We start from the raw sequence: 23,063 nt of genomic DNA, 5'->3' as shown, positions 1-23,063 counted from the left end.
GTCCTCATGTTGCTGATGAAGACATTACTAACATCGTCGTGTGTTAATCAATGGGGAGCAGGTCAACCTTTGAGACATGCACAAAGAGTAGCAGAGTCGATGAAGGATGATTATGATAAAAATGGCATAGTGTTAAACACCTCGGCAACAAATTACATTAAAGACGACATTATAGAATACGAGCTTAAGCAAATTAAAGTTGCTGCATACTATTTTTCTTTATTCCAATTTTCACTTATAAAAACACTTGCCCCTTTCAATGCTATTACAAGTGATGCACCTCTTATTTTAGCTCATAATAAATTGCACACATTTGGCTTAGGGTCGACCGGGACAATGATATTAACTCCCTTAAATAAAAACACATTTCTTTTTGGCAGCAAAGAAATAAAATTACCTAACCTACATCAGGCATCAATAAATGAAGTCGCTAATTTTAATACAATTATTATGAATGCATCGAATGAAAAATGTTTTTCTAATAACGACCATTTTTTCATACTTGATGACCATGAAAAAACAATTAAGTACCCCAGATGAATTTATAGCCCTGGAGACATTTAATTCAATCAACAGGTTAGCTAACACAACCAAATACATTATAATATTTTCAAGAAACCCTTAGGGGTGTTGGCTACGCTTACTTACCCCAGTCACTTACTCAAGTAAGCTCCTGGGGATAAACTCTCTTGCCGCCTACCCACAACTCGAATTATTTTGGGCATAGGTTATATATTAATCTTTACTGGGTAACCTAGGGCTCTTAGAGCCTTATTCGTTCGACCATTTCTGGGTGGAGTATCTTCTGGCTTCGCCCAACCAGCAACTTCAGCAATTGAGTTAATACCATAATGAGCAAATTTATAATCCTCATGCTTACCAGCAAGATATATTCTCTCCCACATATTTTCAGCTTTACCACCATACAAAACAAAATCGAGTAGTTCGAGTATAGTCTGACCATTAAGGTTGCGTTGGTTGATTAACCACTCAGCGAATAAAGGTACACGCTCTTCTCGTGACAAAGATTTTTGATTCGGTTTTCCCAATGACTCTGTACTCATTTTTATGAGGTGATCCATCGTCGCATGAGTTGCACGCAATATTCCCTGTAAATCGTCTTTCTTTAGGGAATGGATATGTTCACGTTGTAGACATCGCCGAATAAGTGGAGCATACACTTGTAAATTATAAGCTTCATTCGATGGCGGTGCTGGTAATTCTATCCACCAAGACAGCATTGACATTAGAGCCGATTGAGGATCTTTGCAGTTGGCCTGGTAGTACTCTTCGTAAGGATAGGTATTGTTGTGCTGTTTAACTTGATTGTAATAATAAGCATGTAAAAATTGGTCCACTTGCCAAAAAACTGGTGTATCTACGTCAATCCAGATTGGTCTAAAATCTTTGATCTGAGAGGCAATATGTTTAATTGTTGAAAGAGTACTCTCCCATTCTTTTCTGAAACTATCTTTTATCTTGTCTTTCGATTTTCTGTCATCAGAAAAACTCACACCTTCCCAAACTGGAATACTTCTTTTAGTAACTCTTTCATTTTCTTCTTTCCTTCTCTTCTTGTTAAGCCCAAGAAATGATTTTTGTTCTTCAATGATTGTCTCATTTAAATCAAAACAGACATCTAAAGACTCAAGGTTATCAAAAAATTCTGTCAGTTGTTCAACCATTCCTGAATTAAATAAATCACTTTCACTAAAAAAAACACCAGCTTCAATATTACTATTCCATGCTCGATCTGTAAGGTTTGCAGAGCCAATGTAAGCGCCGTAGCCTTTCCACCAAATAATCTTACTATGTAATGAATCTGGTACTAATTTGCAAAAAACATTATTTTTTGCACTACTCAACAATTTAGATAAGAAACCAGGTGAAACAGGCACTGTATGGTCATAGCGCATCCAAATATCTAATCGATATTTGTTATTTATACAATGTTGTAACAGCTCAGTTCTGTCATCACCATACGCAATTGCTGCAACAACCCCGTCCAACTCAGTTCCCGAAGGGGGTAACAGAGACCTAAAAAACTGCTTATTTAAACCATTTGCAACCAATTTCATTTTAATCCTCAACGGTTAATCAAATTAAGCAACACACTTTTTGCGGTTGGTTGATAAACAAACTGCTCTGTTATAAGCATTGTCGAGTTTATCTTGGAATGGATGCGGGCATAACTATCTAAGTTTAAAAGTATGATCTGTTCCCCAGATAATAAATACGCTGTGATGTTAGGATCGTCTGCTCCTGGCACACAGCAGACAAGTACGTGACGCTGAAAGTCTGCTGAGAGCGAGGAGCGGACATAGCTATGGGCATTCTATCTAATCAACTGGGAGCAGGCCAGAGCGGCTATGAGTGAGGAGCTGGCGTCGGATGTTTAAGATAGAAAATACTAAATCTCTTTATCGCAACGCTGAAAGTAATACCACACTGATAGAATGTTGACCTGTTTTATAACCATGATAGGATGGATAATCGCAATTAGAGTGTCAAACTGGTGAATTTTATAACATATATCGTTTTTTTAACGTCTATCACTATGTGTTTTTATATGAATAAATATAATATTGTAGAAGAATGCGATTCAGTAGAGAGCTTTCTATCGTTGGCTAAGAGTTTAGGTGAAATAATTCCTCACCCTAATGGCGAAGTATACGATGTGATTATAGCAAATGACGGTGTTAATGCCAAAACAGGTTCTTTCAGTCAAAATTTCGGTTTTGCCGAATTCCCATTACACACCGATACTGCCTTTTGGGCAATACCAGCAAGATTTTTAATAATGTGGTCACCCGAGGCTAGCGCAACATCAACAACCATCTTGTCGTGGAGAGATATAGTAGACGCTTTCTCTGAAAGCGAAAAGAAAATCATTAATGATGCTATATTTAAAGTTCATACATATGAAAGTGTAAACTATCGAGGTTTAAAATTTTCTTCTCCATTAGGAAATGGATTCAGATTCGACCCGAATATAATGACACCCGCAAACGAACAAGGTAGGAAGTTTATAGAGATATTTCATGAGGTAATCCGAGGAATGAATTTAATTAATTTTAATTGGTCGGGTTCAAATGCTTTGGTTCTTAATAACTGGAACATGCTTCATGGAAGGAGTAAGGTCGAGAACAAGCATGAAATCCGAAAAATATTTAGAGCTTACGTGAGGTGAAAAATGAGTTGGGATAATGATTCATTGTGGTCAAAAAGTAAGGTTTATTTTCAAAGAGCATTTAATGATGACAGAGATTCAGAGATTTTTGGGCTATGGTGCGCAATGGGGCTTGAGTTACTTTCACGGTCAACTATCTCACACTTTAGTCCGTGCTTACTTGCTGAGCCTGATAAAGATCAAAAAAATCTCCTTGCAGCTTTAGGTCTTAACGCGAATATCTCGCAGGCTAAGTCTATATCTACATCTCAGGTATTGAAACTTTGCAAAGATTTGATTCCAGATTTCAATGAGGAGGAGATCACGATAGCTTTGGCTTTGGCCGGACGTAGAAATGAAGAGGTTCACTCAGGCACCGCCGCTTTTGTTGAATATAAACCTCAACAATGGATTGGGGCATTTTATAAATGTTGTAGAGTGTTATCACAAGCGCAAGATAAAAACCTAGAAGAGCTGTTTGGTGAAGATGAAGCAAAAGCGGCTCATGAAATTATTACTGAACTTGATAAACAGGTCAAAAAACATGTAATAACTCAAATCAATGCTTATGAGAAAGTTTTTAATGATAAATCATTGGAAGAGAAAGAGGCAATAAAGATAATCGCTGAAAAGCAAGGCGAAGATCTTTCTCATAAAAAGCATCACAAGGTGAAATGTCCAGCATGTTCTTGTACTGCTACAGTTCATGGGAATGAATATGGGAAAGAGCAAGTGGAAAACAAAGGGACAGAGATAATAACTAGGCGATCAGTAATTCCAACTGTATTTTCATGTCCAGCTTGTGGATTGAAACTAAATGGTTATGCTCAATTAGCTGCGGCCGGGGTAGCAGATCACTACACAAACAGAACACATTATACCCCTCAGGAGTATTATGAATTAATTGACCCGAATGATCATGAATCAATGGCCTCATATGCAGAGGATCATGGGTACTATCACTTTAGTAATGATTGACCTGCTCACAGCTTCTCCACATAAACTGTTGTTAGCTACTTCCGCTGTTGGCACGAAGCGGATCATTTGAAGAGCCGTGTGGTCTGCTAAGAGCGAGCAGGGAACCTTGAACTTTTATCAAGCTGGCTTATCAGGAAGGACTTCGAATATTTGAAAGTCATCTACCTTTCAAGTTGACGTAAGTGTGTAGCAATCCCCCACCTGAGATCGATACATTTCCCATTAATCAGATCGATAACAGAATAACTCGCGTTGGGTTGAGCATACCGAGCGAAACTCTTGACAGTCCCTTCTTTAAACATTGCCAGAATGCCCTGACTGACGTGCCCGTGAGACACAATACATATTGTCTGATGATGTGATGATGTATCTTCCAGGCTTTGTACAAAACGTATAACCCGCTGAGAAGCGTGTGCCAGTGACTCACCACCTGGTGGACAATATTCTGCATCAAGCCTGAATAACGCATTTGCATCGTTCGGATGCTTTTGTCTGAGCAGTTCTAGTGGCATCCCTTCAAACTGACCAAAGGCCTGCTCTTTAAGGGCCGGTTCAGCCGTCAGCGAGCAGCGAAAATATTCAGCCAGGCTCTGCCCCATTTGCCAGGCACGTCCAAGCGGAGAAGCGTAAACACGTTCTACTTGGTACTCACTTTCAGTAAGTGCATCCAGTAAGGCGGATGTTTCACGCAAACCGCGACGAGTCAAAGAGCTATCACAGTGTCCCTGAATAATTCCTTTCAAATTCCACTCGGTTTCCGCGTGTCGAACAAGTATCAATTTCATTGTTAGAGGGTCATGCTCGTTGTTGATTTAAATGCCCAACACTGTGCGATGTCGAATACTACCAACTGACGCAGCGGAATACTTTTCTGTTTTGGAAAATATGAATAAGTGCAGCGGATTGCCGTTACGCCGTGTCTCTAGAGAGAAGTACTGAAATTTATCCGCAGATAACGTCTGCTTCTGGCACGAAGCAACACCTCAGGAAGGAGGAAATGGATAGAACAGATAAACCGCCACCATAACTGAGATACTCAATATTATGCTGACGATGAAGTATGTTTTAAATGGCTGCTTTTGTGTTTTATGGCGAAAGAGTTGTTGACCCGCCATCGCGCCAACCCACCCACCGACAACCCCAAACACCAGCAACGTGGATTCAGGCACTCTGCGCCAGGCCTTACGCGCCGCCATTTTATCAACGCCGTAAATCACCAGCGTCAGTACATTGGCGAGCAGGAGCCACATAGCAAAGGGGTCAGACGTCATCGTGCTACCGATCGCCGCAAAGACCAATAGTAAATAACAAAAGTAATTGAGACTCATACCATTAGCCACAGTAATTTTCAGAGTGTATAGAAGCTGTATTATACGCAGTACATGCGGTGGGAAGAAACCGCTATCAGTATGGATTGGCGCGGAATAGGCCGTCGTGGCCCCGGATAGGTGGCATTTAGCGATTTACTCTCACCTATTTCAGGATGATGCCTTTTCCATCAGGATATTCTATGCTGGCGATGACTTAGGCAAAAGGCATAACCATGATAACAGTAGAGAAATCAGATCCATCTGCTCCAGAATCTCATTATTTAATCGAAACATTGTCATCAGAACTTGCTGCTATTACCGGTGATAGTGGCAAAAGCAATTTCACCGTTGATTCAATAGATAGGGACCGATCACTGTGGGTATTAGCAAAAAACACTCATGGCGATGCGATAGGATGTGGCGCTATTCGCCCATTAACGCAAAATATCGCTGAGCTTAAAAGGATGTTTTCAGACCGAAGCGCGCCAGGTATTGGCAGAGCTTTACTCACTTTTCTAGAAGTATCGGCAAAGAATATGGGGTATATCGAGCTCAGGCTTGAAACCCGGCACGTTAACCACAGGGCTGTACATTTTTACGAAAAAAATGGGTATGTACGTATTGAGAATTACGGCCCCTATATAGGCCGGGAAGAGGCGGTCTGTTTTTCAAAGATATTGCAGGAGTGACATACGTTTCTTGCCAGAAATATGATGGAAAAACGTGGCTATTCGGGTATTGATACAGAAAATATATGGAATGGGTGGTTAGCATACAAGATGAATAGAATGTCATGAAAACTCTCGAAGAACTGAGGGCAGAGCTTCTTAGTATTGGCGTGCGACTTGGTTGTGGTGTCAGGCCTAACCATTACTTCATCATCCCCGACCAACCTGATGGCGTCGCGACTCCCTATCTGGAAATTTACAGGCAAGAATACCATTTCGTTGTGAGTGAACGAGGCATGGAAATCGAGCGTAAGGTTACCCTTAGCGACGACGAAATCCTTTATTGGTTTGCAGATTGCGGTGTTCGAGCTTTAGCTTCAGATTATGCTGCATCGAAGGTATCCCCTGACAAAAAATTCAGGGATATATACTTCCGAAGACAATTTTACTTAATGCTCTCAATCAAGCCCGAATGGGCTACGAGAAAGAAAAAAGAATTCATGCCCCTTATTCAGTCATAACGATTTTTCTGTATACATACCACATTCTACTCATTAATAGCCGATCTAACCTGCAATGGCATCCCTGTCCTGTGAGAAATCTCTGCTTCCAGCACTGAGTAAACATGCTGAAAAGCTATCAGGTCTGCTATGAGCGAGAAGCGGACTAAATGCTCATCTCAGCGGTCAAAGAATAGTATTCTTTGACCATTCTCTTTATAGAGAAAAGATTATCTATTAGTTTTACTCTGAATGTCTTTGATTACCTCGAGGTAATACTCTTTTTCCTTCCCTTTGAACACTAATCCGAACTCATGATTAATTATAATCCCAACACTTTCCAAAAGATCGATTTTTGGTTTGGAAGCAGCATCATTATAATAATAACTAGGAATGTAATATATTATCTCATTTTGTAAGCTTATTTTCTTTTCAATTTTATATCTTTCTCTAAATGTAAGTAACCACCAAAGATCAATTTCGACAAAATCCAAGCTCAAGCCTAAGATATATACATCATTAGTAAAAAACTCATCGATCCAGCTATTACCAATATCATTTTCTTGCAACCGTTTTGTAAGTGGCTCGTTGAACGATTTATTGGAATACTGACTCCCGGTAGTTGTATACCCCCGCATACTTTGCAAATAACCACTGTAATGTTCATAGCCAAGGATTATTGAGCTTGGGTTATTCACTGCTCCATGTATATGCCATATTTTTTTGCTTTTCACCTTGTGATGCCTGAAGATATTGTATTTACTTTCTTTTATTACACCTTCATTTTTTAAATCCTCAGGCCTGATGTTGTCATCTAAACAATATTCAAAAGCCAAGTCATAGTTTGTTGTTAAAATATTATTACATTCCAACCCTATTATTTCTTTATGAATTTCATTTGGTTGTATTGTATTTATCTTTGATGCAATCGAATCTTTTATTTTATTTTCTGAAAATCCATTAATTTTTTTATTTGAAATATTAAAATAAATCTCTTCATAGGCTAGTGGGAATGGTTTTTCATGTGTGTCAATTGTTATCCCATATGTTTCCCCTAGATTATTTAAAACATCAAGCCAAGAATTTCCATTTGTAATATTATTTATGCCATTTCCAATAAGTAGTGAATAATCGCGCATTTCCATCCCTTATGTTAGATACATTTCTTACACCATACTACTGATATTTATTCTAATACCAGTCATTGGCATGTTTGACACCGATGAGTGTGATCTTACCTAGCATCTAGTGTTTTCGAATAAGCCCCCCATGAAAGTCTTAGACAACTATACCTATTAATATCCTACAGAGTGATCTTCGTAGTCAGAAAATGAGAACGAGATAACATCAGCTCATTGGTTTACTCCCTACGCAGTTTGTGAGTTAGCAACGTCCGCTTCTGGCACAAAGCAGTCATTGCGAACGGGGCACGGTCCGCTTTGAGCGGGAAAAGACATTCATAGCGCTGGCACGTGTGCTTCATAGAATAGTGGCAACCCAGTCTGCAAACGCGCGAACGGCCGGAGAAAGAAAACGCTGATGTGGGTAAAGTAATATGACCGGAACTGATGGCGGCTGCCAGTCAGTCATAACCTCAACAAGTTTCCCTTCCTGAAGATTCTCAAAGACGATGCTTTCAGCAAGCTGTGCCAGCCCAAAACCGTCAAGACACATTTTAATATAGAGCCCCGTTTCATTAACGGCGGCATTTCCCTTTACTGGCACGGACAACGTCTCAGCGCCACGCAGGAAATGCAGTTCATCCGCGCGCCTGGCAGAGCCGGAAAAGTAGTGAATGGCCCGATGCTGTGACAACGCTTCTGGGCTATCAGGAATACCATACTCCCTGAGATAGTCCGGTGATGCGCAAGTGATCCACCGAAAACGGCCAAGCGGACGGGCCACAAGCGTAGAGTTATTCAACTCCCCCGTCCTGATTACGCAGTCCACGCCCTCCTGAACGAGATTGACCTGTCGATCGCTTACCCCAATCATCAGGTAAATATCCGGATAAAGCCGGTAAAAGTCTTTCAGGTTTGGCATAACGATAAAATGGGCTATCCCACCCGGCATATCAATTCGCAAACGCCCCTGTGGTCGCCTGACGGAATCCTTCAGGCCGGATTCCGCATGTTCGATTAATGAGAGAATTTCCCTGCACTCACTGAGATACTGCAAACCTTCTGGGGTAAGGCTGACCCGCCTCGTTGTCCGGTTAAGCAGGCGCACCTGCAGATATTTCTCAAGACTTTTAATGGTACTGGTAACCGTTGAAGCAGGTAGTGAAAGCGCTTCTGCTGCCCGCACGAAGCTTCCGGCTTAATGACGGCCGCTGCGATCGCGCAGGAAACTTCGTATTTAGCACGATGCACGACGGCTATCCGGTGGAGCCCATCGGTAAATTTCACAGGCTAAATTCTGTCAGTCTGGAAACGGAAAAACTCGATCTGCCCGCTGTTGCCATTCCTAACAGCATCTGCTTCAGCCCGGATGGGGGCACGATGTATTACAGCGACTCCATGCAGGGACGAATCTTTTGCTGTGATTATCCTTCGCTCGACAATCAGCGAATCTTTACGGAAGTCGAAGGCGGCGGCGCGCCTGATGGTTCCTGCATTGATGCACAGGGTTATCTGTGGAACGCCGAATGGGGCGGCAGTCGGGTTGTTCGTTACAGCCCAGAGGGAGAAACGCACAGTATTCTGTCTGCTCCTGCCATCCAGACTACCTGCCCGGTGCTCGGCGGTTCGTCACTGAACACGCTTTTTTGCACCAGCGCACGTGTTGGACTTACTGAGCCAACCACCTATGACGGTGCACTTTTCAGTATCCGGTCACCCTTTTTTGCCGGATTGCCAGAAAGCCGCTTTGGCTTAATCTCATCCAGGCGTTGAAGGCGGAAGCGGATGAGGCACTGATGCTGGATCCGCAATGCGCGACTGATTTCTCAAGTAATAAGGAAAAGGACAACATTGTGTTTTCTTTCAGGCGGAATTGTGGTGTGGAAAGTCAACCGTTACCATGAGCCCGCCTTCTGCAGACGTACTTAGGTATACGTTGCTGTTGTGTTGCTGCGCAACCGCTTTGACGATTGCCAGTCCCAGCCCACTCCCGCTTTGCATCTGATTGGGATCGCGAAAAAATCTATCGAACACGCGCTCCCTCAATTCAACGGGAATACCGGGCCCTGCATCTGAGACACGTAACTGCGTGGATTGATCTAATGATCGTACATCTACCTCAACCCGCCCGCCCTCAGGACTGTACTTCACGGCATTTTCAATGACGTTGTCAATCAGCGACATCAGGCGTTCCCTAACAGCGGTAATCCAGATTTCATCATGGGAGTAAAATTCAAGTTCAATCCTGCGCCCAGCCGCTAGCGGTGCCAACGCTGCCATCCGCTCTTGTATGAGCGTCGTCAGCGGCACAGGCTCCATAACCGTGTCAATGCGCGCTTCGCTGTGCATCAACAGCAGCAGTTGATTAACGAGACGAGCAGCACGGCTATTGCTGCGAATAATCCCCGCGAGCAACGCCTGTTGGTTATCGCTGCTTATATAGGACTGCAAAGCCTCAACATTGATACGCATCGCAGCCAGAGGGGTACGCAGCTCATGAGCAGCATCTGCAATGAAAACCCGTTCCCTTTCAGCACTTTCTCGCACCCTGGCAAGAAATATATTAATAGCGTCCACCATTTGGCGAAGCTCCCTGTGCTTTGGTACTTCTTTTAAAGGAGAGAGATCTTCTGGAGTGCGTAAGGCAATTTCATTGACCACCTTGTTCCAGGGGCGCATTGCAATGCGGATTGACAGCCACGCGGGAAACAAAAGAAAAGGAATGCATACCAGCAGCGGCAATATGTAGTATCCACGCGAGTTCAGGTATATAAAGAAGTTCCAGCCTCCGGCAGGGGTGACCAGCGTTACCTCCGCGTCGGAGTTCGCGGACTTTAGCGTACGGCTAGTCCAGGTGCGGCCATCACTCTGAATGCTCTGAATTTTCTCATATCGGGTGTTTCTCACCACCGCAGGAGCACCGTCAGATGAATAAATTATCTCTTTATTCTTCCGAACGATTAGGCTGATTGACAGTGCTGGATCTTCCCCTCCGCCATAACCTTCCTGCAACGCCTTGCTAAACTTTTCCAGCACATCGGTTAGATCCTGCGGGCGATCCCCCATACGATCAACCAATGTAAGAATGGTTTCGTAAGTCTTGTTGCCCAATAGCATAGCGGGGCTGCGCAAGTTCTCCCATAAAACGTAGGTCAGAAAAAGACACCAAAGCAGTGTAAGCAATAGCATTTGGGCGATAATAATTCTCCGTACGAGCGTTGGGATTCTCAGGTGGCGCCAAAAATTGCGCATCAACCTGCCCCCTTCTGAATCGGTACGGTATCAATGACATACCCTACGCCTCTCACCGTTCGCACATAGCCCTCGCCGATTTTGCGACGCAAATTGCCCATATGCACATCGAGAGGATTGCTCATGTTTTCTTTTGCACCAAATATCTTTTCTTCCAGAAACCGTCGTGTAAGCACGCGGTCAGTGCGCAGCATTAACGTTTCAAGCAGCGCGTATTCACTCGCCGTCAAATCAACATTACGTGTACCCACGGCCACGCGTCGAGTCGGCACATGGAGAGATAATCCTCGAATTTCTATCACCTCATCCTGAAAACCGTAACTGCGCCGCGCAAGTGCTCTCACTCTGGCCAACAACTCGGCGAGAACGAAAGGTTTGACGAGATAGTCGTCCGCACCAGCATCCAGCCCAGTCAGGCGATCTTGCAGGGTACCTCGGGCAGTCAGGATGATAACGGGGATCCCCTTGAGCTGCTGACGCAGACTCGCCATCAGGCTCATACCATCACCGTCGGGCAGACCGAGGTCGAGCAATACAAGTTCTGGCACGCAGAGATCGAGTTGATGCAGCGCATCCACTTTACGGCGCACCCATATAACATCTAATCCTTGATCTTCAAGAGCAATACGTACGCCATTGCCAAGATCGAGGTCGTCTTCAATTAGGAGAATGTTCACAGTAGTTACTTTATCAACAGTGAATGAAGAACGTCTGAAGAAAAAAACGGTATCAGGAAATCGACCAGATTTGCAGCACAGTACTGACTTCAGCATTTCTTCACTTTTGGCTCATGAGAACTTCAGGGTGAGCATTCAAACTGCGCGTTCTGGTGTTTAAAACCGCTTGTATCGTAATCAGTTGAATCCACAAGGACTTCTTTAATGAGAAACATCGAACTGCGTCATAAGTTCCTCCATTCGCTCTCGGGGCGTACCCTGAAAAAACTATTGTCGGGAGCTGTCCTGGCATTACTGGCCACCCCAATACTGGCAGCAGAACAGAAACAGGGCAACGAGTTGACTCTGGGCGGAGGCGTGGATGTTGCGCCACGTTATTCTGGTTCGGATAAAAGCCGCGTCACCACTGCCCTGGTGATTGATTATTCTATGGTAAATGGTTTCTTCGTCAGCACCACACGTGGTATCGGTTACAGTAACAACATCGGCAAGTTGGATTACAGCGCTGCGCTGAGCTATCGCGCAGGTCGTAAGGATCGTGACGTGGACAGCGACTCGATCAGCTACGGTAGCGACGACTTGCGAGGTATGGGTGACGTCAAAGGATCGGCTATCGGTCTGCTTGGTCTGGGGTATAAGGTAACGGACTGGCTTAATTTGCAATTGCAGGCTGAGGTGCCGGTTTCTCAACGAAGCAATGGTGAAGCCCTGCATTTTGGCATTATCAGCCCGCTCTATACCTCATCGAAAAATTCCGTCACGCTGGCGCTGACCAGTAGTTGGGGGAGTAGCGAGTACATGCAGACTTACTACGGGGTAAATGCATCACAGTCGGCCGCATCGGGGTTTGCCCAACATGATGTCGGATCTGGGATTTATGCCTATTCACTGAATGCTGACTGGACGCACAAGTTCAACCAAAACTGGAGCATGATTGCCACAGCAGGCTTTACGCAATTGACTGGCGATGCACGCAATAGCTCAATTGTTCAACGAAAAACATCGCCTACCGGAAGCCTGAAGGTGACATATAGCTTCTGATCGTTGTTAGACGTGTGCTTACAGGCTGCTTGTGGCTATACACTGTCAATCAATACACATTCGAACCGCCCTAGTTCAGATGATGGGGCGGTGCTCAGTTCACCCACTCGCTCTGCTTATGCCCTGTTAATCAGAGCATCTGCCTCATCTCAGGGGCCCATCAAATAAGGTTTTCTGAATATGACCTGAAGTCACGCTCTCTGTCAGACGTGTTATCTCCCGTCAAACCGCACCATCCGCTTTTGGCAAATCGGCTCTAACTCACCGTGATGTTCACAGCGTTCGCTTCTGGCACCACTGTTTTGTATAAAGCTGCCGTTCCAGTTTTTGCACATGGCGTCCGGTCATCATGACCTCCTCTTTCTTCGACAATGCGTTTTGTTCCTGCCAGACCAATACCACTACTCACACCTGTAATTACAAATTTCTCATCCGAGAACCGTGCCATTGTGCCTTCCTTAAATCATTTTCTCGCCTAATTTGTTTAATTTAAAACAATAAAATTTTATTGTAAAACGATAAACAAAAGACTAACCTGCACACGCTACAACCCACCCTTTGCCAAGAGAGGCATCGAATGAAAATAAGTCTGCAATATGGCGTTTCGCTTGCGGGAATAGTGTGTTGCGCTCCCTTACAGAGTGCAGAGCTGTCCGGGTACGCGGGTCTGGGCGTTGCCGTCAGCCCTGTTTACTCAGGATCACAGCATTCTGCGCCCGGTCCGTTGCTCAAAGCTGGCGTAAGCCTAAGGAGTGAAAGCTGGGGGCTTTGGGGCCTGTCAACGGAGGGACTAGCGTGGACGCTGCCATCCGATTCCCCGTTTACCGTGAGCCTGCTGTTAACACCGGATGAGGGGCGAAAAGAGGTGTTCAGCTATCCATTTTCCACCCGAAAAAACCGAGATCTGCAAGGAATGGGCGATCTTCCCGACATGCTCATGGCGGGTGCGGAACTGCGCTATCAACATGGGGACTGGGCGTTATGGCTGCGCGCATTAAGCGCAGCGCAAAAGCACCCGTACGGTGGCGAAACGCAGGCTCTGGCTATGACCCTGAACAGCGGCGTAAAGACAACCCTGTGGCGCTGGCGGGACGCCGATTTGTCGGTCGCTGGCGATATCAGTTGGGCAAACAGCAGTTATCAGCAACGCCATTACGGGGTAACGACAAGCCAGGCACAACGCACTGATTTTGCCTCTTATTATCCCTCTTCGGGTTTTCAGCAAGGTGGGGTTTATACCGAACTAGTCTGGCACATTAGCGAAAATCTGGCGGCAGGGGTGACCGGTCGCGCGGCATACCTGCTTGATGAGGCGGGCAAGAGTCCGCTGGTAAAAAGCAGAATGCAGTACAGCCTGTCATCACTGATCCAGTATACATTCTGAGGCGAACAACAATGAACAGGCAATATGTGCGCAGTCGTGCGCGATTGTTAGCCGCAGGCACGGTTTTTATGTCGCTGATTACCGCGGGCATCTACCTGCAACCGGGTTTTAGTACACCTTCTCAGCACCAGGAGGGAGATGCAACGGTGGTATCGTTTTTAACGCCATTACTGAGGGGATCACGGAGCAGCGTTGCCGCCGCATTTATCACCCCGCGAGGCGTACAGTACGCCCTGTGGAACAGTGATTATGCAAAACAGTATGAGATCGCCAGTCTCACCAAAACCATGACCAGCAGTCTGCTGATTGAGGCGCAGCGGCGTGGCGAAACTACCGCGCAAACCCGTGTAGGAGAACTCGTCCCGGAAATCACTGGTCCAGCGAGCGACATTACACTTGCACAACTGGCGTCACATCGCTCCGGCCTGCCACCACTAGCGACATCATTACGACAGAAAATTCAGGTACTCAAGGCAATTATCCTGCGTGACAATTTTTGGGATTACGATGAAGAGACATTAATAGATATGGTGAATAATACCAGCGTCAAAAGGCCCGCCGGGTTTGATTACTCCAATACTGGTTACGCTCTGCTGGGACTGGCGCTGGCGCGTGCATCACATCAACCTTTTGCCACTTTGCTGCAAACGCGGATTTTTGCGCAGGCGCAAATGACAGGATCCGTCGTCGCCAGTGATTCGACACGCGACACGCCCGCATTCAGCCACGGTTGGTCAGCTTCCGGACTCAGCGAAGCGCCGTGGGTATTGCACGCATTTACCCCTGCCGCAGGTGTGCGATCGACCATTGTCGATATGGCAAATTATGCTCAGGTGTTACTGGCAGGAAAACTCGCAGGGAGCGAAGCGATGTCGCCGCAATTTGCCACCGACGATCCCGATTCACGCGTTGGCTATGCCTGGTTTACCACCCGCATACAGGGGCGAGATATCACCTGGCATGACGGAGAATCCTCGGGGTTCGCGACCGCTATCGCCTTCGATCTGCAGCGTAAAAGCGCCGTTGTGATCCTCTCTGACACCGCATGGCCGGTGATTGGCCCGGCAATACGGTTGTTGCTAACCCAGCCATCTTCTGAAACAGAGGCACACCGTGAACTGGATTGATATTCTCTGGGCGGTACTCACCGTTGCGTCGGTCATCGTGTTTGTTTGCGGAACGTGGACTTCACATTACAAACTTCGTTTAGTGAACTATATCCTGACCATCAGCATTATTATTTACGCTGTAGAGATGATGCAGACAATAACTCATCTGAGCAAGTCAGGTTACTTATTCAGAATGTTGACCTGGACGATTCAGGCGTCATATATCGCTTGCAGCGTTTACAGAGTATGGCGAAAACCCTGGCTGAAACACGGCCCTAACAGTCTGAACGGCGGCAAGATTGCCATCGCGCTGATGCTTATGTCATGCTTGAGCATGCTGGTCTTAAAATAATGCCTGATATTCAGGAAGGTTAAACGTGAAAGGTGTGCGAAATAAACTCAGTCTGGCGCTCATCGCAGGGGTGCTGCCGTTATTTCTCATTCTGGTGTTAATTACACCGCTGTGGATGTATTTCACTGGTGAGTCATTTTTTATTTCCAGTATGCTTAAGTTCGCCGAGGCTCAGAGCGATAATCTACCGATCACGACGGTTTCGCCGCTTCGCCAGATGCTATTACTGGCAATTATCTATTTCCCGGCAGGGTTGTTCGCTTTTGCTATCTGGCAGGGTATGAGAGTCACGCGACTGGTACGCCAAAAACAGATCCTCACTCAGGCACTGGCACGCAGTGTCCGCAAAATTGCGATGGTGATGCTAAGTCTGGGGATCGTGTTGCCGGTGTGCCGCTTTTTGATCCCTCTGGTGGTTTGGTGGCCGGAACATTACTACCAGGCCACTCTGTTGATTGGGGATGTTGTTCTGCTCTTAGCAGGCGGCTTGTTACTTGTGACGTTTCACTCCCTCCTCGAGGGGATCAGAGCGGAAGAAGAAAATAAGGAGTTTATCTGATTATGGCTGTCGAGGTTCATCTGGACAAATTGTTGGTAGAGAAGAAGATGACGTCCAGAGCGCTGGCAGCCTTTGTGGGGATCACCGAGCAGAACCTGTCGCTACTTAAGTCTGGGAAGGTTAAAGGTATTCGTTTTGATACGCTGGCGAAAATTTGCGAGGCGCTGCAGTGCCAGCCCGGCGATATTATCTCCTGGAAACCGGATAGCCCGCCAGCCGTGTCGGATGACACGCTCTGAAAGCAAATTAAGCTGTATCCTGTACGCTCAGTTTCTCCGACAACAGAAATACGAATGCATCTGGCCGGTATTTTTAGGGGCGAGCAAGCCAGCAATGCGGTAGTTTCTCGCGGGGCAGTGATGAGCGGACATAAATACGCCGGACTCTTAAATCTTTTTGATATGTGATTTTATAAGTGATTACTGTCTATCTTTACATTCAGCTTATACCAACGTCGGAGGGTGTACTTCTTTGAATATAAAACATCCCTCATATTGCTTTTTGGGTGTTATTGTTTCGCGTTCGAAAGCGTGATGCCATGTAATGCAAGCATCCGGTATTTTTGACTCTGTAAGTAAAATACAGTTAGCCGCTCCTGAGTAATTTTCCAGAGAGAATGGGTCATTTATTTTAAAACTGAATGGCGTTAAATCATTGTGTAAAGCAGTACCGCCTCGTGCGAGTTGAGCAATAGAGTTGCTTTGCTGAGGGAAAAAATCCTCGAAGTATTCCCGTACTGATTTCAACCTCAGATCTCCCGTCTCCTGGCTACCAAAGCGTTTTATATGCAGATTATGGAGCATGATCAACATGCGATACTCCGGATAGCATGAGGCTAACTTAATCAATTGGTTAGCCATTCGGATGTCACGCCATTCAAAAAAAGTTTGTGATGACTTAGCCTTAAGATAATCATCAGTTTCTCGCATGCGTGTCGCATGCCATTCCCGAGGAAATTCAGTTAAAGAACGACGGGGAATACAGTCAATACCAAGACAGGGAATTTTTCTGCTTATAGCCCAGGTGAGAAAATTCCACATCTCTTGAGTCCGCATAATGCGTGGGAAGTTTTCAAGACGAGAACTGGCATCTTCATTGTGTTGATGCGAAAACAGCATCCCGCTGCTATCGGCTTCAAATATCAAAACCGTTAGATTGCGGAAATAGCATTCTGCAATTTCCATCCTCAATCTAGAAAATTCTGACACACCGTGTATAGCTTCACCCAGAAAAAGAAAACGCGTTCCTGAGAAAAGCGTTGATTCTTCAAGAGCATACTCCATAATCTTTTTCATAAATTGATGCGCTCTAAAAGATAAATTTCATCTAATACATATAATTTCATTAGCAGCTATGAGCAAGCAGCCGTTAACTTGAATCTTGAGACCTGTTAACATGCGTTCGTGTATATGCCCCGGAGGAATGTCCGTCAGCTGTGCTGATTAATAATTTAACTGATCGTCCACGACGGATGTCGGCCCCTGACAGACCGGCTTTAAAACTACCCCTTCTTCATATACGCAATGGAAAATCATATGCTCATTAAAGCAGCTATTCCTGCTAATGCTACAGAACTTGAACAAATCTATTCATTATCGTTTGAATCAAACGCCTCTTTTTTTCCTGATAATATGGAGGAAGAAGATGACGAGGGAGAAGATGATTTTTCATTTGAGTCCGCAATAATGATGCCTGACAAAACAGTGCTGGGATTATGGGTAAAGGATCGCCTCATCGGCGGTGCTGTTATTTCCGGCAATTCTATAGGAATACACACCCTTGCCAGATTATTCATTCTGCCTGAAGAACAGGGCAAAGGTTACGGTTTGCATGCATGGATGGAAATTGAAAAAATGTATCCTGACGCTAAAGAATGGACACTGAGAACCCCGACATGCCTGATTAATAACGTGTGTTTTTACGTAAATAAGTGCGGTTTTACCATTGTGCGCGTCGAGGACATGGGAAATGATGGGGTTGGCATGTACGTTTTCTCGAAGAAAGCGAGCTAATCTTCAGACTTTTCAAGCATAAACCAGCGCTTGCTGCTCAATAATCACTCTATTGAGCAGCCATCTCCCTCTCCAAAGCATGTCAACTCCTCTGATGACAAACGCAAAAAGATGTATGAAATGTCCGCTCCTGGCACTTAGCAGTCAGGTAAAAAGACCGCTCCGTCAGTTAAGAGCGAAAACGAAAACTTGTATCCACTGCGAGTGAATTTATTAAGTAGAAACACTCAAGGCCAGGTTAGAACTCGCTTGGGGTTGTCCCTATCACGGAACGAAATGCAGCAGAAAAAGCCGCAGGACAGGAAAAGCCGAGTTGGTAGGCGATCTGTTTAACGGATACATCATTAGAGAGAAGGTCTAATGATGTATATATTCTGGCTCTCTGTTTCCACATTCTGAAGCTGAAACCTGTGTCATGTAAAAAACGGCGGGAAAAAGTACGTTCCGACATATTCGCAATATCAGCCATGTCCATTAAGGTCGCTTCCCACCGATGGTTGAACACCAGTTCCCTTGCGGCACGAAATAAACGTTCATCACGTGGCATAGGGAGTTCCGCAGGCACGGATGGCGCTTCACTAAGAATTTCCAGTAGTAAAAGCGCCATTTTTCGCTTAGCCGCACCGTTGTATTCATCAGTAAACAGACCCGCGATTAACGCCTTCAACAGCACTGTCGCGTTAATGACATGAACCTGACTGTTCTTCGTAAAATTTGTGCACTCCGCAATAAGGCTGCGACTGACGTAGATAGCACGTAATTCTGTATGGGACAGAATACTGTAAGAATGAATCATCAACGGTGGGATCCACAGCGCACGCTGAGGAGGGATAACCCATCGCCTGTCTGCGGTTTCAACAAGCATAACCCCCTTGGTGGCAAACAATAGCTGCCCTTCAAGATGGTAATGGGGGGGATCGACCTCTCCACGTTGATAGGATATGGCAGTCCCTGACCACCCCGTCGCCTCATCGTGTCTTGGCGCTTTATCTATACAGACTGGCATCTCAGATTGAAGCCCTTTGTTTACCATGAGTTAGCTAACACTGCCCGACTGATCATTTTGGCAGGGTAACGCGTACTGAATTAAGGTTGTAACAAGCATTACAGGAGCATACGCCAATGCGAGTACATTTTATTGTGCATGAAAGTTTCGAAGCGCCCGGCGCTTATGAAACCTGGGCCATGAGTCGTGGTCATGAAATAACGTTTTCCCGTGTTTATGCGGGTGAAAAACTGCCGCAAGATGCCCAGAACATCGATTTGTTGATCGTGATGGGCGGCCCACAGGATCCTGCCGTCACCATAGATCAATGCGCCCATTTCGATTCAAAAGCTGAGCAAGCGCTGATTGCCTCTGCAGTGAGTTTCGGTAAAGCCATCATTGGTGTCTGTCTGGGTTCTCAACTGATTGGCGAAGCGCTGGGTGCCCCGTTTGCCCACAGTCCGGAAAAAGAGATAGGCGTGTTTCCCATTTTTCTGACGGATACTGGTACCCAAAGCGAACTGTTCTCTCACTTCGGAAATCGACTCAACGTAGGTCACTGGCATAACGATATGCCAGGCCTGACACCTGAGGCTAAAATTATCGCCTACAGCGAAGGATGCCCACGCCAGATAATTGCTTATTCCGAACGGGTTTACGGCTTTCAATGCCACATGGAACTCACGCCGGACGTCGTCGAATTATTAATTGCACACTCAGATAAGGAATTAAGTCAGGCCGAAAAATATCGTTTCATCAACACCCCAGAAGAACTGCGGACTCATGATTACAGTGAAATGAATAGAGTTTTATTCACGTTCCTCGACAAACTGGAATCATGCTACTGTCGGTCAAAAGGGTAACGAAAATAATCTCATCCGAATGACATCAGTAGTGCGATAAATAGATGCCGTCATTTTTAAGTTGAGAAAAAGCCCCCGACTGAGACAGTTGTCGGGGGGCTTAGCGGAAGAATATTTAGAACGTTACAGGCCCAGCTCCGACAGACCTGGATGATCATCCGGACGGCGACCCAGTGGCCAGTGGAACTTGCGTTCACTCTCTTTAATAGGCATGTCGTTTATACAGGCGAAGCGGCGGTGCATCAGGCCATCTGCTTCAAATTCCCAGTTTTCATTGCCATAAGAGCGGAACCAGTTACCCGAGTCATCATGCCATTCATAGGCATACCGAACGGCGATGCGGTTATCAGTAAACGCCCACAACTCTTTAATCAGACGATACTCAAGTTCTTTTTTCCACTTCCGCGTGAGGAAACCTTTGGCCTCTTCACGATTGGTTGCAAACTCGGCGCGATTACGCCATTTGGTGTCCAGCGTGTAGGCCAGCGATACCTTTTCGGCATCTCGGCTGTTCCAGCCATCTTCAGCGAGTCGCACCTTCTCAATCGCCGTTTCGCGAGTGAACGGAGGAAGTGGCGGGCGAATCTGTTTATCGGACATGGTAGAGCCTCCAGAAAATTTGGATATTCCCGTAATACTTCAAGCTGCATGTGCGTTGGCTGCGTTCACTCACCCGAATCACTTACCTGAGTAAGCTCATCGGGATTCCCTCTCTTGCCGCCTTCCTGCAACTCGAATTATTTGGGGGTATACATCAGTAGAACGGAATTTTTTGAAACTCAGGCCCTAGTGAGAGGCCTGCTTCAACAACAGTTGCGCCACTTCTCTTGCGCTATCGGCTGCGCTGTAATCACCCATCACGTGTGATGTGGTGATGGCACCCTCTATCAGAATCAGCAACTGTCTGGCTAAGGCTGACGGCTGCTCGATGTTTAATTGACTGGTGAGTTCAAGCGTGTAATCCAGCAATTTTTGTTTATGAAGCTTCGCGATCTGGCGAACGGGATCGGCAGGGTCACCGACTTCTCCAGCCGTGTTAATAAAGGCACAACCACGAAAGCCCTCTGACTCAAACCAGCTTTTGAGTACAGTGAACATATTCAGGATGCGATCCTGAGGGGTATTGCCTTTATCACATTCCGTTCTGAACCAGTGCATCCAGCGTTCATCACGTGCATTCAACGCCGCGGCTGCCACGTCATCCTTGGTCGCGAAATAGCGATAAATACTTTTCCTTGCTACGCCAGAGGTCTTGACCAGAAGGTCCATGCCAGTCGCATGAATGCCGTTCTGATAGATAAGTTGCTCAGCGGTCGCCAGGATTTTTTCTCGGGTGTCGTTTAGTTTTTTGTTCATGAATAAATGGTAGAACGATCGTTCTACCTAGTCAAGCGTTAGTCTGAAAACATTTTTCAAGAAATGAAGAGTGCAGTTCATGTGGGGGAGTGAGTTCCCCTCTCCTAAATCAATAGACTGCGACATAAGAACGTTCGTTTCTGGCACAACGTTGGACAAATAAGGAGGGTGAAGTCGGTTAAGCGAAAGGGTTGCTACAGGCGGCAAAAGCCGCCTGCAATCGTGAGTCGTGATTAATAACGTTCCAGCCAGTGGGCGTAAGGCGTTGGCAGCGTCCATGAGGCGCGATCGATACCCAGTTCGCGGGCGGCCTGATAGCTCCAGTGCGGATTCGCCAGATGCGCTTTACCCACCATCACCAGATCCAACTGGCCCGATGCGACGGCCTGCTCGGCCAGTTCCGGCGTACCGAAGCCCCAGGCGGAAGAGACAGGAAGATCGGCCTGCTCACGTACCTGCTGCGCAATCGGTCCCATAAAGGCAGGCGCCCACGGAATATTAGCTTCCGGTGTAGAGAAACCAATGCTGACGCTCAACATATCTAACCCAGCAGCTTTGAAGCGGCGCGTCAGTTCGATGGATTCCTGCAAGGTTTCCTCATCGCGACCGTCAAACTCAATCACGCCGAAACGAGCGGTCAACGGCAAATGTTGCGGCCACACGTCGCGAACGGCAGCCAGCGTTTCCAGCAGAAAACGGCTGCGGTTGTCAAAACTGCCGCCGTACTGATCGTTACGTTTGTTGGAGTGTACGGAGAAGAAACTCTGTGCCAGATAGCCGTGAGCAAAGTGCAGTTCCAGCCATTCAAACCCAGCGTCCAAAGCACGACGAGCGGCAGCGACAAAGTCATCACGCACGCGGGCGATATCTTCCAGCGTCATTTCCTGCGGCTGCTTAGGCAAATTCGCACCGAAAGGCACCGCGGAAGGGGCAATAGTCTGCCAGCCGCGTGGATCGCCAGCAGGGATATGGTCGTCGCCTTCCCAGGGAACATTGGCGCTGGCTTTGCGTCCGGCGTGTGCAATCTGAATGCCCGGTACGGACCCTGCGTCCTTAATGGATTTGGCGACCTTGGCAAACGCCTGCGCCTGCTCATCGTTCCAAATTCCAGTACAGTGCGGAGAAATGCGGCCCTCGGGGGCAACCGCCGTCGCTTCTACGATAACCAACCCGGCACCACCACGCGCCAGCGAAGCATAATGCACCTGATGCCACTCGTTAATCAGGCCGTCATTCGCGGAATAGGTACACATCGGTGGAACGGCAATACGGTTGCGTAACGTGATGTCTTTCAATTTGAAGGGTTGAAACAGTGCGGACATAACATTTCCTATTTCATTTGTTAACTTCGATAATTCGATAATTCGATATTAATCGAACAATGGATTTTAGACAACCCTATCGCTATAATTCCCCTATGAGACCTTTTAAGCACCCATCCCCCGAAGAATTTACCCTTGAGCGCGTCCTGTATGCCTTGAGCGATCCGTTACGCTTATCCATTGTGCGTTGTTTATCCGTACAAGAAGAAGCAACGTGTAGCGAACTTGATGGCGGCCGTCCGAAATCCAGCGTATCGCACCATTTTCGCGTGTTGCGCGACTCGGGCTTGCTGCATACCACCAACATCGGTACTACGCACATCAACCGACTGCGCCGCAGTGAAATGCAACAGCGCTTTCCCGGCCTGCTCGACGCCATTCTGTCTCAACCTGTCGAGTAAATTT

General features: G+C 46.2%; 27 protein-coding genes and 1 pseudogene. 15 read left to right on the top strand and 13 right to left on the bottom strand.

The genetic code is table 11. The features are described 5' to 3' along the window. Positions 1–6: 6 nt before the first annotated feature. On the top strand, positions 7–540 hold the full coding sequence (locus AB8809_RS07985) for a DUF4238 domain-containing protein (protein WP_349855657.1): 534 nt from the start codon (positions 7–9) through the stop codon (positions 538–540). A gap of 188 nt (positions 541–728) precedes the next feature. Here AB8809_RS07985 and AB8809_RS07980 read toward each other — a convergent pair whose 3' ends face one another. Next, complete coding sequence (locus AB8809_RS07980; RefSeq protein ID WP_182099918.1) at positions 729–2,078, bottom strand: phospholipase D family protein; 1,350 nt, start codon at positions 2,076–2,078, stop codon at positions 729–731. 491 nt (positions 2,079–2,569) lie between these two features. Here AB8809_RS07980 and AB8809_RS07975 point away from each other — a divergent pair, with 491 nt between their 5' ends. Both AB8809_RS07975 and AB8809_RS07970 read left to right on the top strand, forming a co-directional pair. Continuing rightward, positions 2,570–3,190 carry a TauD/TfdA family dioxygenase gene (locus AB8809_RS07975; protein ID WP_349855659.1) on the top strand — a complete coding sequence of 207 codons (621 nt, stop codon included), beginning with the start codon at positions 2,570–2,572 and terminating at the stop codon, positions 3,188–3,190. 3 nt (positions 3,191–3,193) lie between these two features. Continuing rightward, positions 3,194–4,147 carry a hypothetical protein gene (locus AB8809_RS07970; protein ID WP_349855660.1) on the top strand — a complete coding sequence of 318 codons (954 nt, stop codon included), beginning with the start codon at positions 3,194–3,196 and terminating at the stop codon, positions 4,145–4,147. A 161-nt stretch (positions 4,148–4,308) separates the two neighbouring features. On the opposite strand, the gene AB8809_RS07965 is transcribed toward AB8809_RS07970, so the two are convergent. Next, positions 4,309–4,932, bottom strand: coding sequence for a histidine phosphatase family protein (locus AB8809_RS07965; RefSeq protein WP_181845305.1), 624 nt, complete (start codon positions 4,930–4,932; stop codon positions 4,309–4,311). Positions 4,933–5,130: 198 nt separating this feature from the next. Further along, a complete protein-coding gene (locus AB8809_RS07960) occupies positions 5,131–5,475 on the bottom strand; it encodes a DUF1294 domain-containing protein (protein ID WP_182100281.1) in 345 nt (114 codons plus the stop codon). Between the two features lie 215 nt (positions 5,476–5,690). Between AB8809_RS07960 and AB8809_RS07955 the strand changes: the two genes are divergently transcribed. Continuing rightward, positions 5,691–6,146 (top strand): GNAT family N-acetyltransferase, encoded by a 456-nt coding sequence (locus AB8809_RS07955; RefSeq protein ID WP_349855661.1) that lies wholly within the window; start codon positions 5,691–5,693, stop codon positions 6,144–6,146. 104 nt (positions 6,147–6,250) lie between these two features. Next, entirely contained in the window at positions 6,251–6,646 is a 396-nt protein-coding gene (locus AB8809_RS07950) for an Imm63 family immunity protein (RefSeq protein ID WP_349855663.1), read from the top strand. A 209-nt stretch (positions 6,647–6,855) separates the two neighbouring features. Here the strand turns inward: AB8809_RS07950 and AB8809_RS07945 are convergent, their stop codons facing one another. Further along, positions 6,856–7,764 carry an SIR2 family protein gene (locus tag AB8809_RS07945; protein WP_349855665.1) on the bottom strand — a complete coding sequence of 303 codons (909 nt, stop codon included), beginning with the start codon at positions 7,762–7,764 and terminating at the stop codon, positions 6,856–6,858. Positions 7,765–8,104: 340 nt separating this feature from the next. After that, the gene (locus tag AB8809_RS07940) at positions 8,105–8,932 is read right to left on the bottom strand and encodes a LysR family transcriptional regulator (RefSeq protein ID WP_182099916.1); all 828 of its coding nucleotides are present in this window, start codon (positions 8,930–8,932) and stop codon (positions 8,105–8,107) included. A gap of 8 nt (positions 8,933–8,940) precedes the next feature. On the opposite strand from AB8809_RS07940, the pseudogene AB8809_RS07935 reads away from it, so the two are divergent. After that, positions 8,941–9,519, top strand: a pseudogene (locus AB8809_RS07935) (SMP-30/gluconolactonase/LRE family protein); the annotation flags it as partial. Between the two features lie 90 nt (positions 9,520–9,609). Here the strand turns inward: AB8809_RS07935 and AB8809_RS07930 are convergent. Next, the gene (locus AB8809_RS07930) at positions 9,610–10,998 is read right to left on the bottom strand and encodes an ATP-binding protein (protein WP_349855667.1); all 1,389 of its coding nucleotides are present in this window, start codon (positions 10,996–10,998) and stop codon (positions 9,610–9,612) included. Next, positions 10,998–11,675, bottom strand: coding sequence for a response regulator transcription factor (locus AB8809_RS07925; RefSeq protein WP_015840899.1), 678 nt, complete (start codon positions 11,673–11,675; stop codon positions 10,998–11,000). The genes AB8809_RS07930 and AB8809_RS07925 overlap by 1 nt, the downstream gene beginning before the upstream one ends. A gap of 204 nt (positions 11,676–11,879) precedes the next feature. On the opposite strand from AB8809_RS07925, the gene AB8809_RS07920 reads away from it, so the two are divergent. Next, positions 11,880–12,716 carry a MipA/OmpV family protein gene (locus AB8809_RS07920; RefSeq protein ID WP_349855669.1) on the top strand — a complete coding sequence of 279 codons (837 nt, stop codon included), beginning with the start codon at positions 11,880–11,882 and terminating at the stop codon, positions 12,714–12,716. A gap of 256 nt (positions 12,717–12,972) precedes the next feature. On the opposite strand, the gene AB8809_RS07915 is transcribed toward AB8809_RS07920, so the two are convergent. After that, the gene (locus AB8809_RS07915; RefSeq protein WP_349855670.1) at positions 12,973–13,164 is read right to left on the bottom strand and encodes a hypothetical protein; all 192 of its coding nucleotides are present in this window, start codon (positions 13,162–13,164) and stop codon (positions 12,973–12,975) included. A 129-nt stretch (positions 13,165–13,293) separates the two neighbouring features. On the opposite strand from AB8809_RS07915, the gene AB8809_RS07910 reads away from it, so the two are divergent. From AB8809_RS07910 to AB8809_RS07890, 5 genes are read left to right on the top strand one after another with little or no spacing between them, the layout of a single operon-like run. Beyond that, entirely contained in the window at positions 13,294–14,100 is an 807-nt protein-coding gene (locus AB8809_RS07910; protein ID WP_349855671.1) for a MipA/OmpV family protein, read from the top strand. 11 nt (positions 14,101–14,111) lie between these two features. Further along, on the top strand, positions 14,112–15,227 hold the full coding sequence (locus AB8809_RS07905; protein WP_349855672.1) for a serine hydrolase domain-containing protein: 1,116 nt from the start codon (positions 14,112–14,114) through the stop codon (positions 15,225–15,227). Continuing rightward, positions 15,214–15,561, top strand: a complete 348-nt coding sequence (locus tag AB8809_RS07900; RefSeq protein WP_182099910.1) for a hypothetical protein — start codon at positions 15,214–15,216, stop codon at positions 15,559–15,561. Before AB8809_RS07905 ends, AB8809_RS07900 begins: the two co-directional genes overlap by 14 nt. Before the next feature lie 25 nt (positions 15,562–15,586). Beyond that, on the top strand, positions 15,587–16,120 hold the full coding sequence (locus tag AB8809_RS07895) for a DUF2975 domain-containing protein (protein ID WP_300993301.1): 534 nt from the start codon (positions 15,587–15,589) through the stop codon (positions 16,118–16,120). 2 nt (positions 16,121–16,122) lie between these two features. Then, positions 16,123–16,359 (top strand): helix-turn-helix transcriptional regulator, encoded by a 237-nt coding sequence (locus AB8809_RS07890; RefSeq protein ID WP_015840905.1) that lies wholly within the window; start codon positions 16,123–16,125, stop codon positions 16,357–16,359. Between the two features lie 204 nt (positions 16,360–16,563). Here the strand turns inward: AB8809_RS07890 and AB8809_RS07885 are convergent, their stop codons facing one another. Further along, positions 16,564–17,415, bottom strand: a complete 852-nt coding sequence (locus AB8809_RS07885; protein WP_349855673.1) for a hypothetical protein — start codon at positions 17,413–17,415, stop codon at positions 16,564–16,566. Positions 17,416–17,655: 240 nt separating this feature from the next. On the opposite strand from AB8809_RS07885, the gene AB8809_RS07880 reads away from it, so the two are divergent. Next, the gene (locus tag AB8809_RS07880; protein ID WP_300993309.1) at positions 17,656–18,132 is read left to right on the top strand and encodes a GNAT family N-acetyltransferase; all 477 of its coding nucleotides are present in this window, start codon (positions 17,656–17,658) and stop codon (positions 18,130–18,132) included. A 238-nt stretch (positions 18,133–18,370) separates the two neighbouring features. Here AB8809_RS07880 and AB8809_RS07875 read toward each other — a convergent pair whose 3' ends face one another. After that, the gene (locus tag AB8809_RS07875; protein ID WP_349855886.1) at positions 18,371–19,138 is read right to left on the bottom strand and encodes a helix-turn-helix transcriptional regulator; all 768 of its coding nucleotides are present in this window, start codon (positions 19,136–19,138) and stop codon (positions 18,371–18,373) included. A gap of 116 nt (positions 19,139–19,254) precedes the next feature. Between AB8809_RS07875 and AB8809_RS07870 the strand changes: the two genes are divergently transcribed. Beyond that, positions 19,255–19,980 carry a type 1 glutamine amidotransferase gene (locus AB8809_RS07870; RefSeq protein WP_349855674.1) on the top strand — a complete coding sequence of 242 codons (726 nt, stop codon included), beginning with the start codon at positions 19,255–19,257 and terminating at the stop codon, positions 19,978–19,980. Positions 19,981–20,103: 123 nt separating this feature from the next. Here AB8809_RS07870 and AB8809_RS07865 read toward each other — a convergent pair whose 3' ends face one another. The 3 genes from AB8809_RS07865 to AB8809_RS07855 form a co-directional block, all read right to left on the bottom strand. Then, the gene (locus AB8809_RS07865) at positions 20,104–20,580 is read right to left on the bottom strand and encodes a nuclear transport factor 2 family protein (RefSeq protein WP_014915971.1); all 477 of its coding nucleotides are present in this window, start codon (positions 20,578–20,580) and stop codon (positions 20,104–20,106) included. Between the two features lie 186 nt (positions 20,581–20,766). Then, positions 20,767–21,336, bottom strand: a complete 570-nt coding sequence (locus tag AB8809_RS07860) for a TetR/AcrR family transcriptional regulator (RefSeq protein WP_181847807.1) — start codon at positions 21,334–21,336, stop codon at positions 20,767–20,769. A 233-nt stretch (positions 21,337–21,569) separates the two neighbouring features. Then, complete coding sequence (locus AB8809_RS07855) at positions 21,570–22,658, bottom strand: NADH:flavin oxidoreductase/NADH oxidase (RefSeq protein WP_194430442.1); 1,089 nt, start codon at positions 22,656–22,658, stop codon at positions 21,570–21,572. Positions 22,659–22,753: 95 nt separating this feature from the next. Between AB8809_RS07855 and AB8809_RS07850 the strand changes: the two genes are divergently transcribed. Continuing rightward, positions 22,754–23,059: a helix-turn-helix transcriptional regulator gene (locus AB8809_RS07850; protein WP_043881797.1), complete on the top strand. Its 306-nt coding sequence runs from the start codon at positions 22,754–22,756 to the stop codon at positions 23,057–23,059. The last annotated feature ends 4 nt before the right edge of the window (positions 23,060–23,063 follow it).

Source organism: Pectobacterium aroidearum (assembly GCF_041228105.1).
Taxonomy (GTDB): Bacteria; Pseudomonadota; Gammaproteobacteria; order Enterobacterales; family Enterobacteriaceae; genus Pectobacterium; species Pectobacterium aroidearum.
The sequence above is the reverse complement of the archived record's forward strand: the minus strand, read 5'-3'. Positions and strand labels throughout refer to the sequence as shown.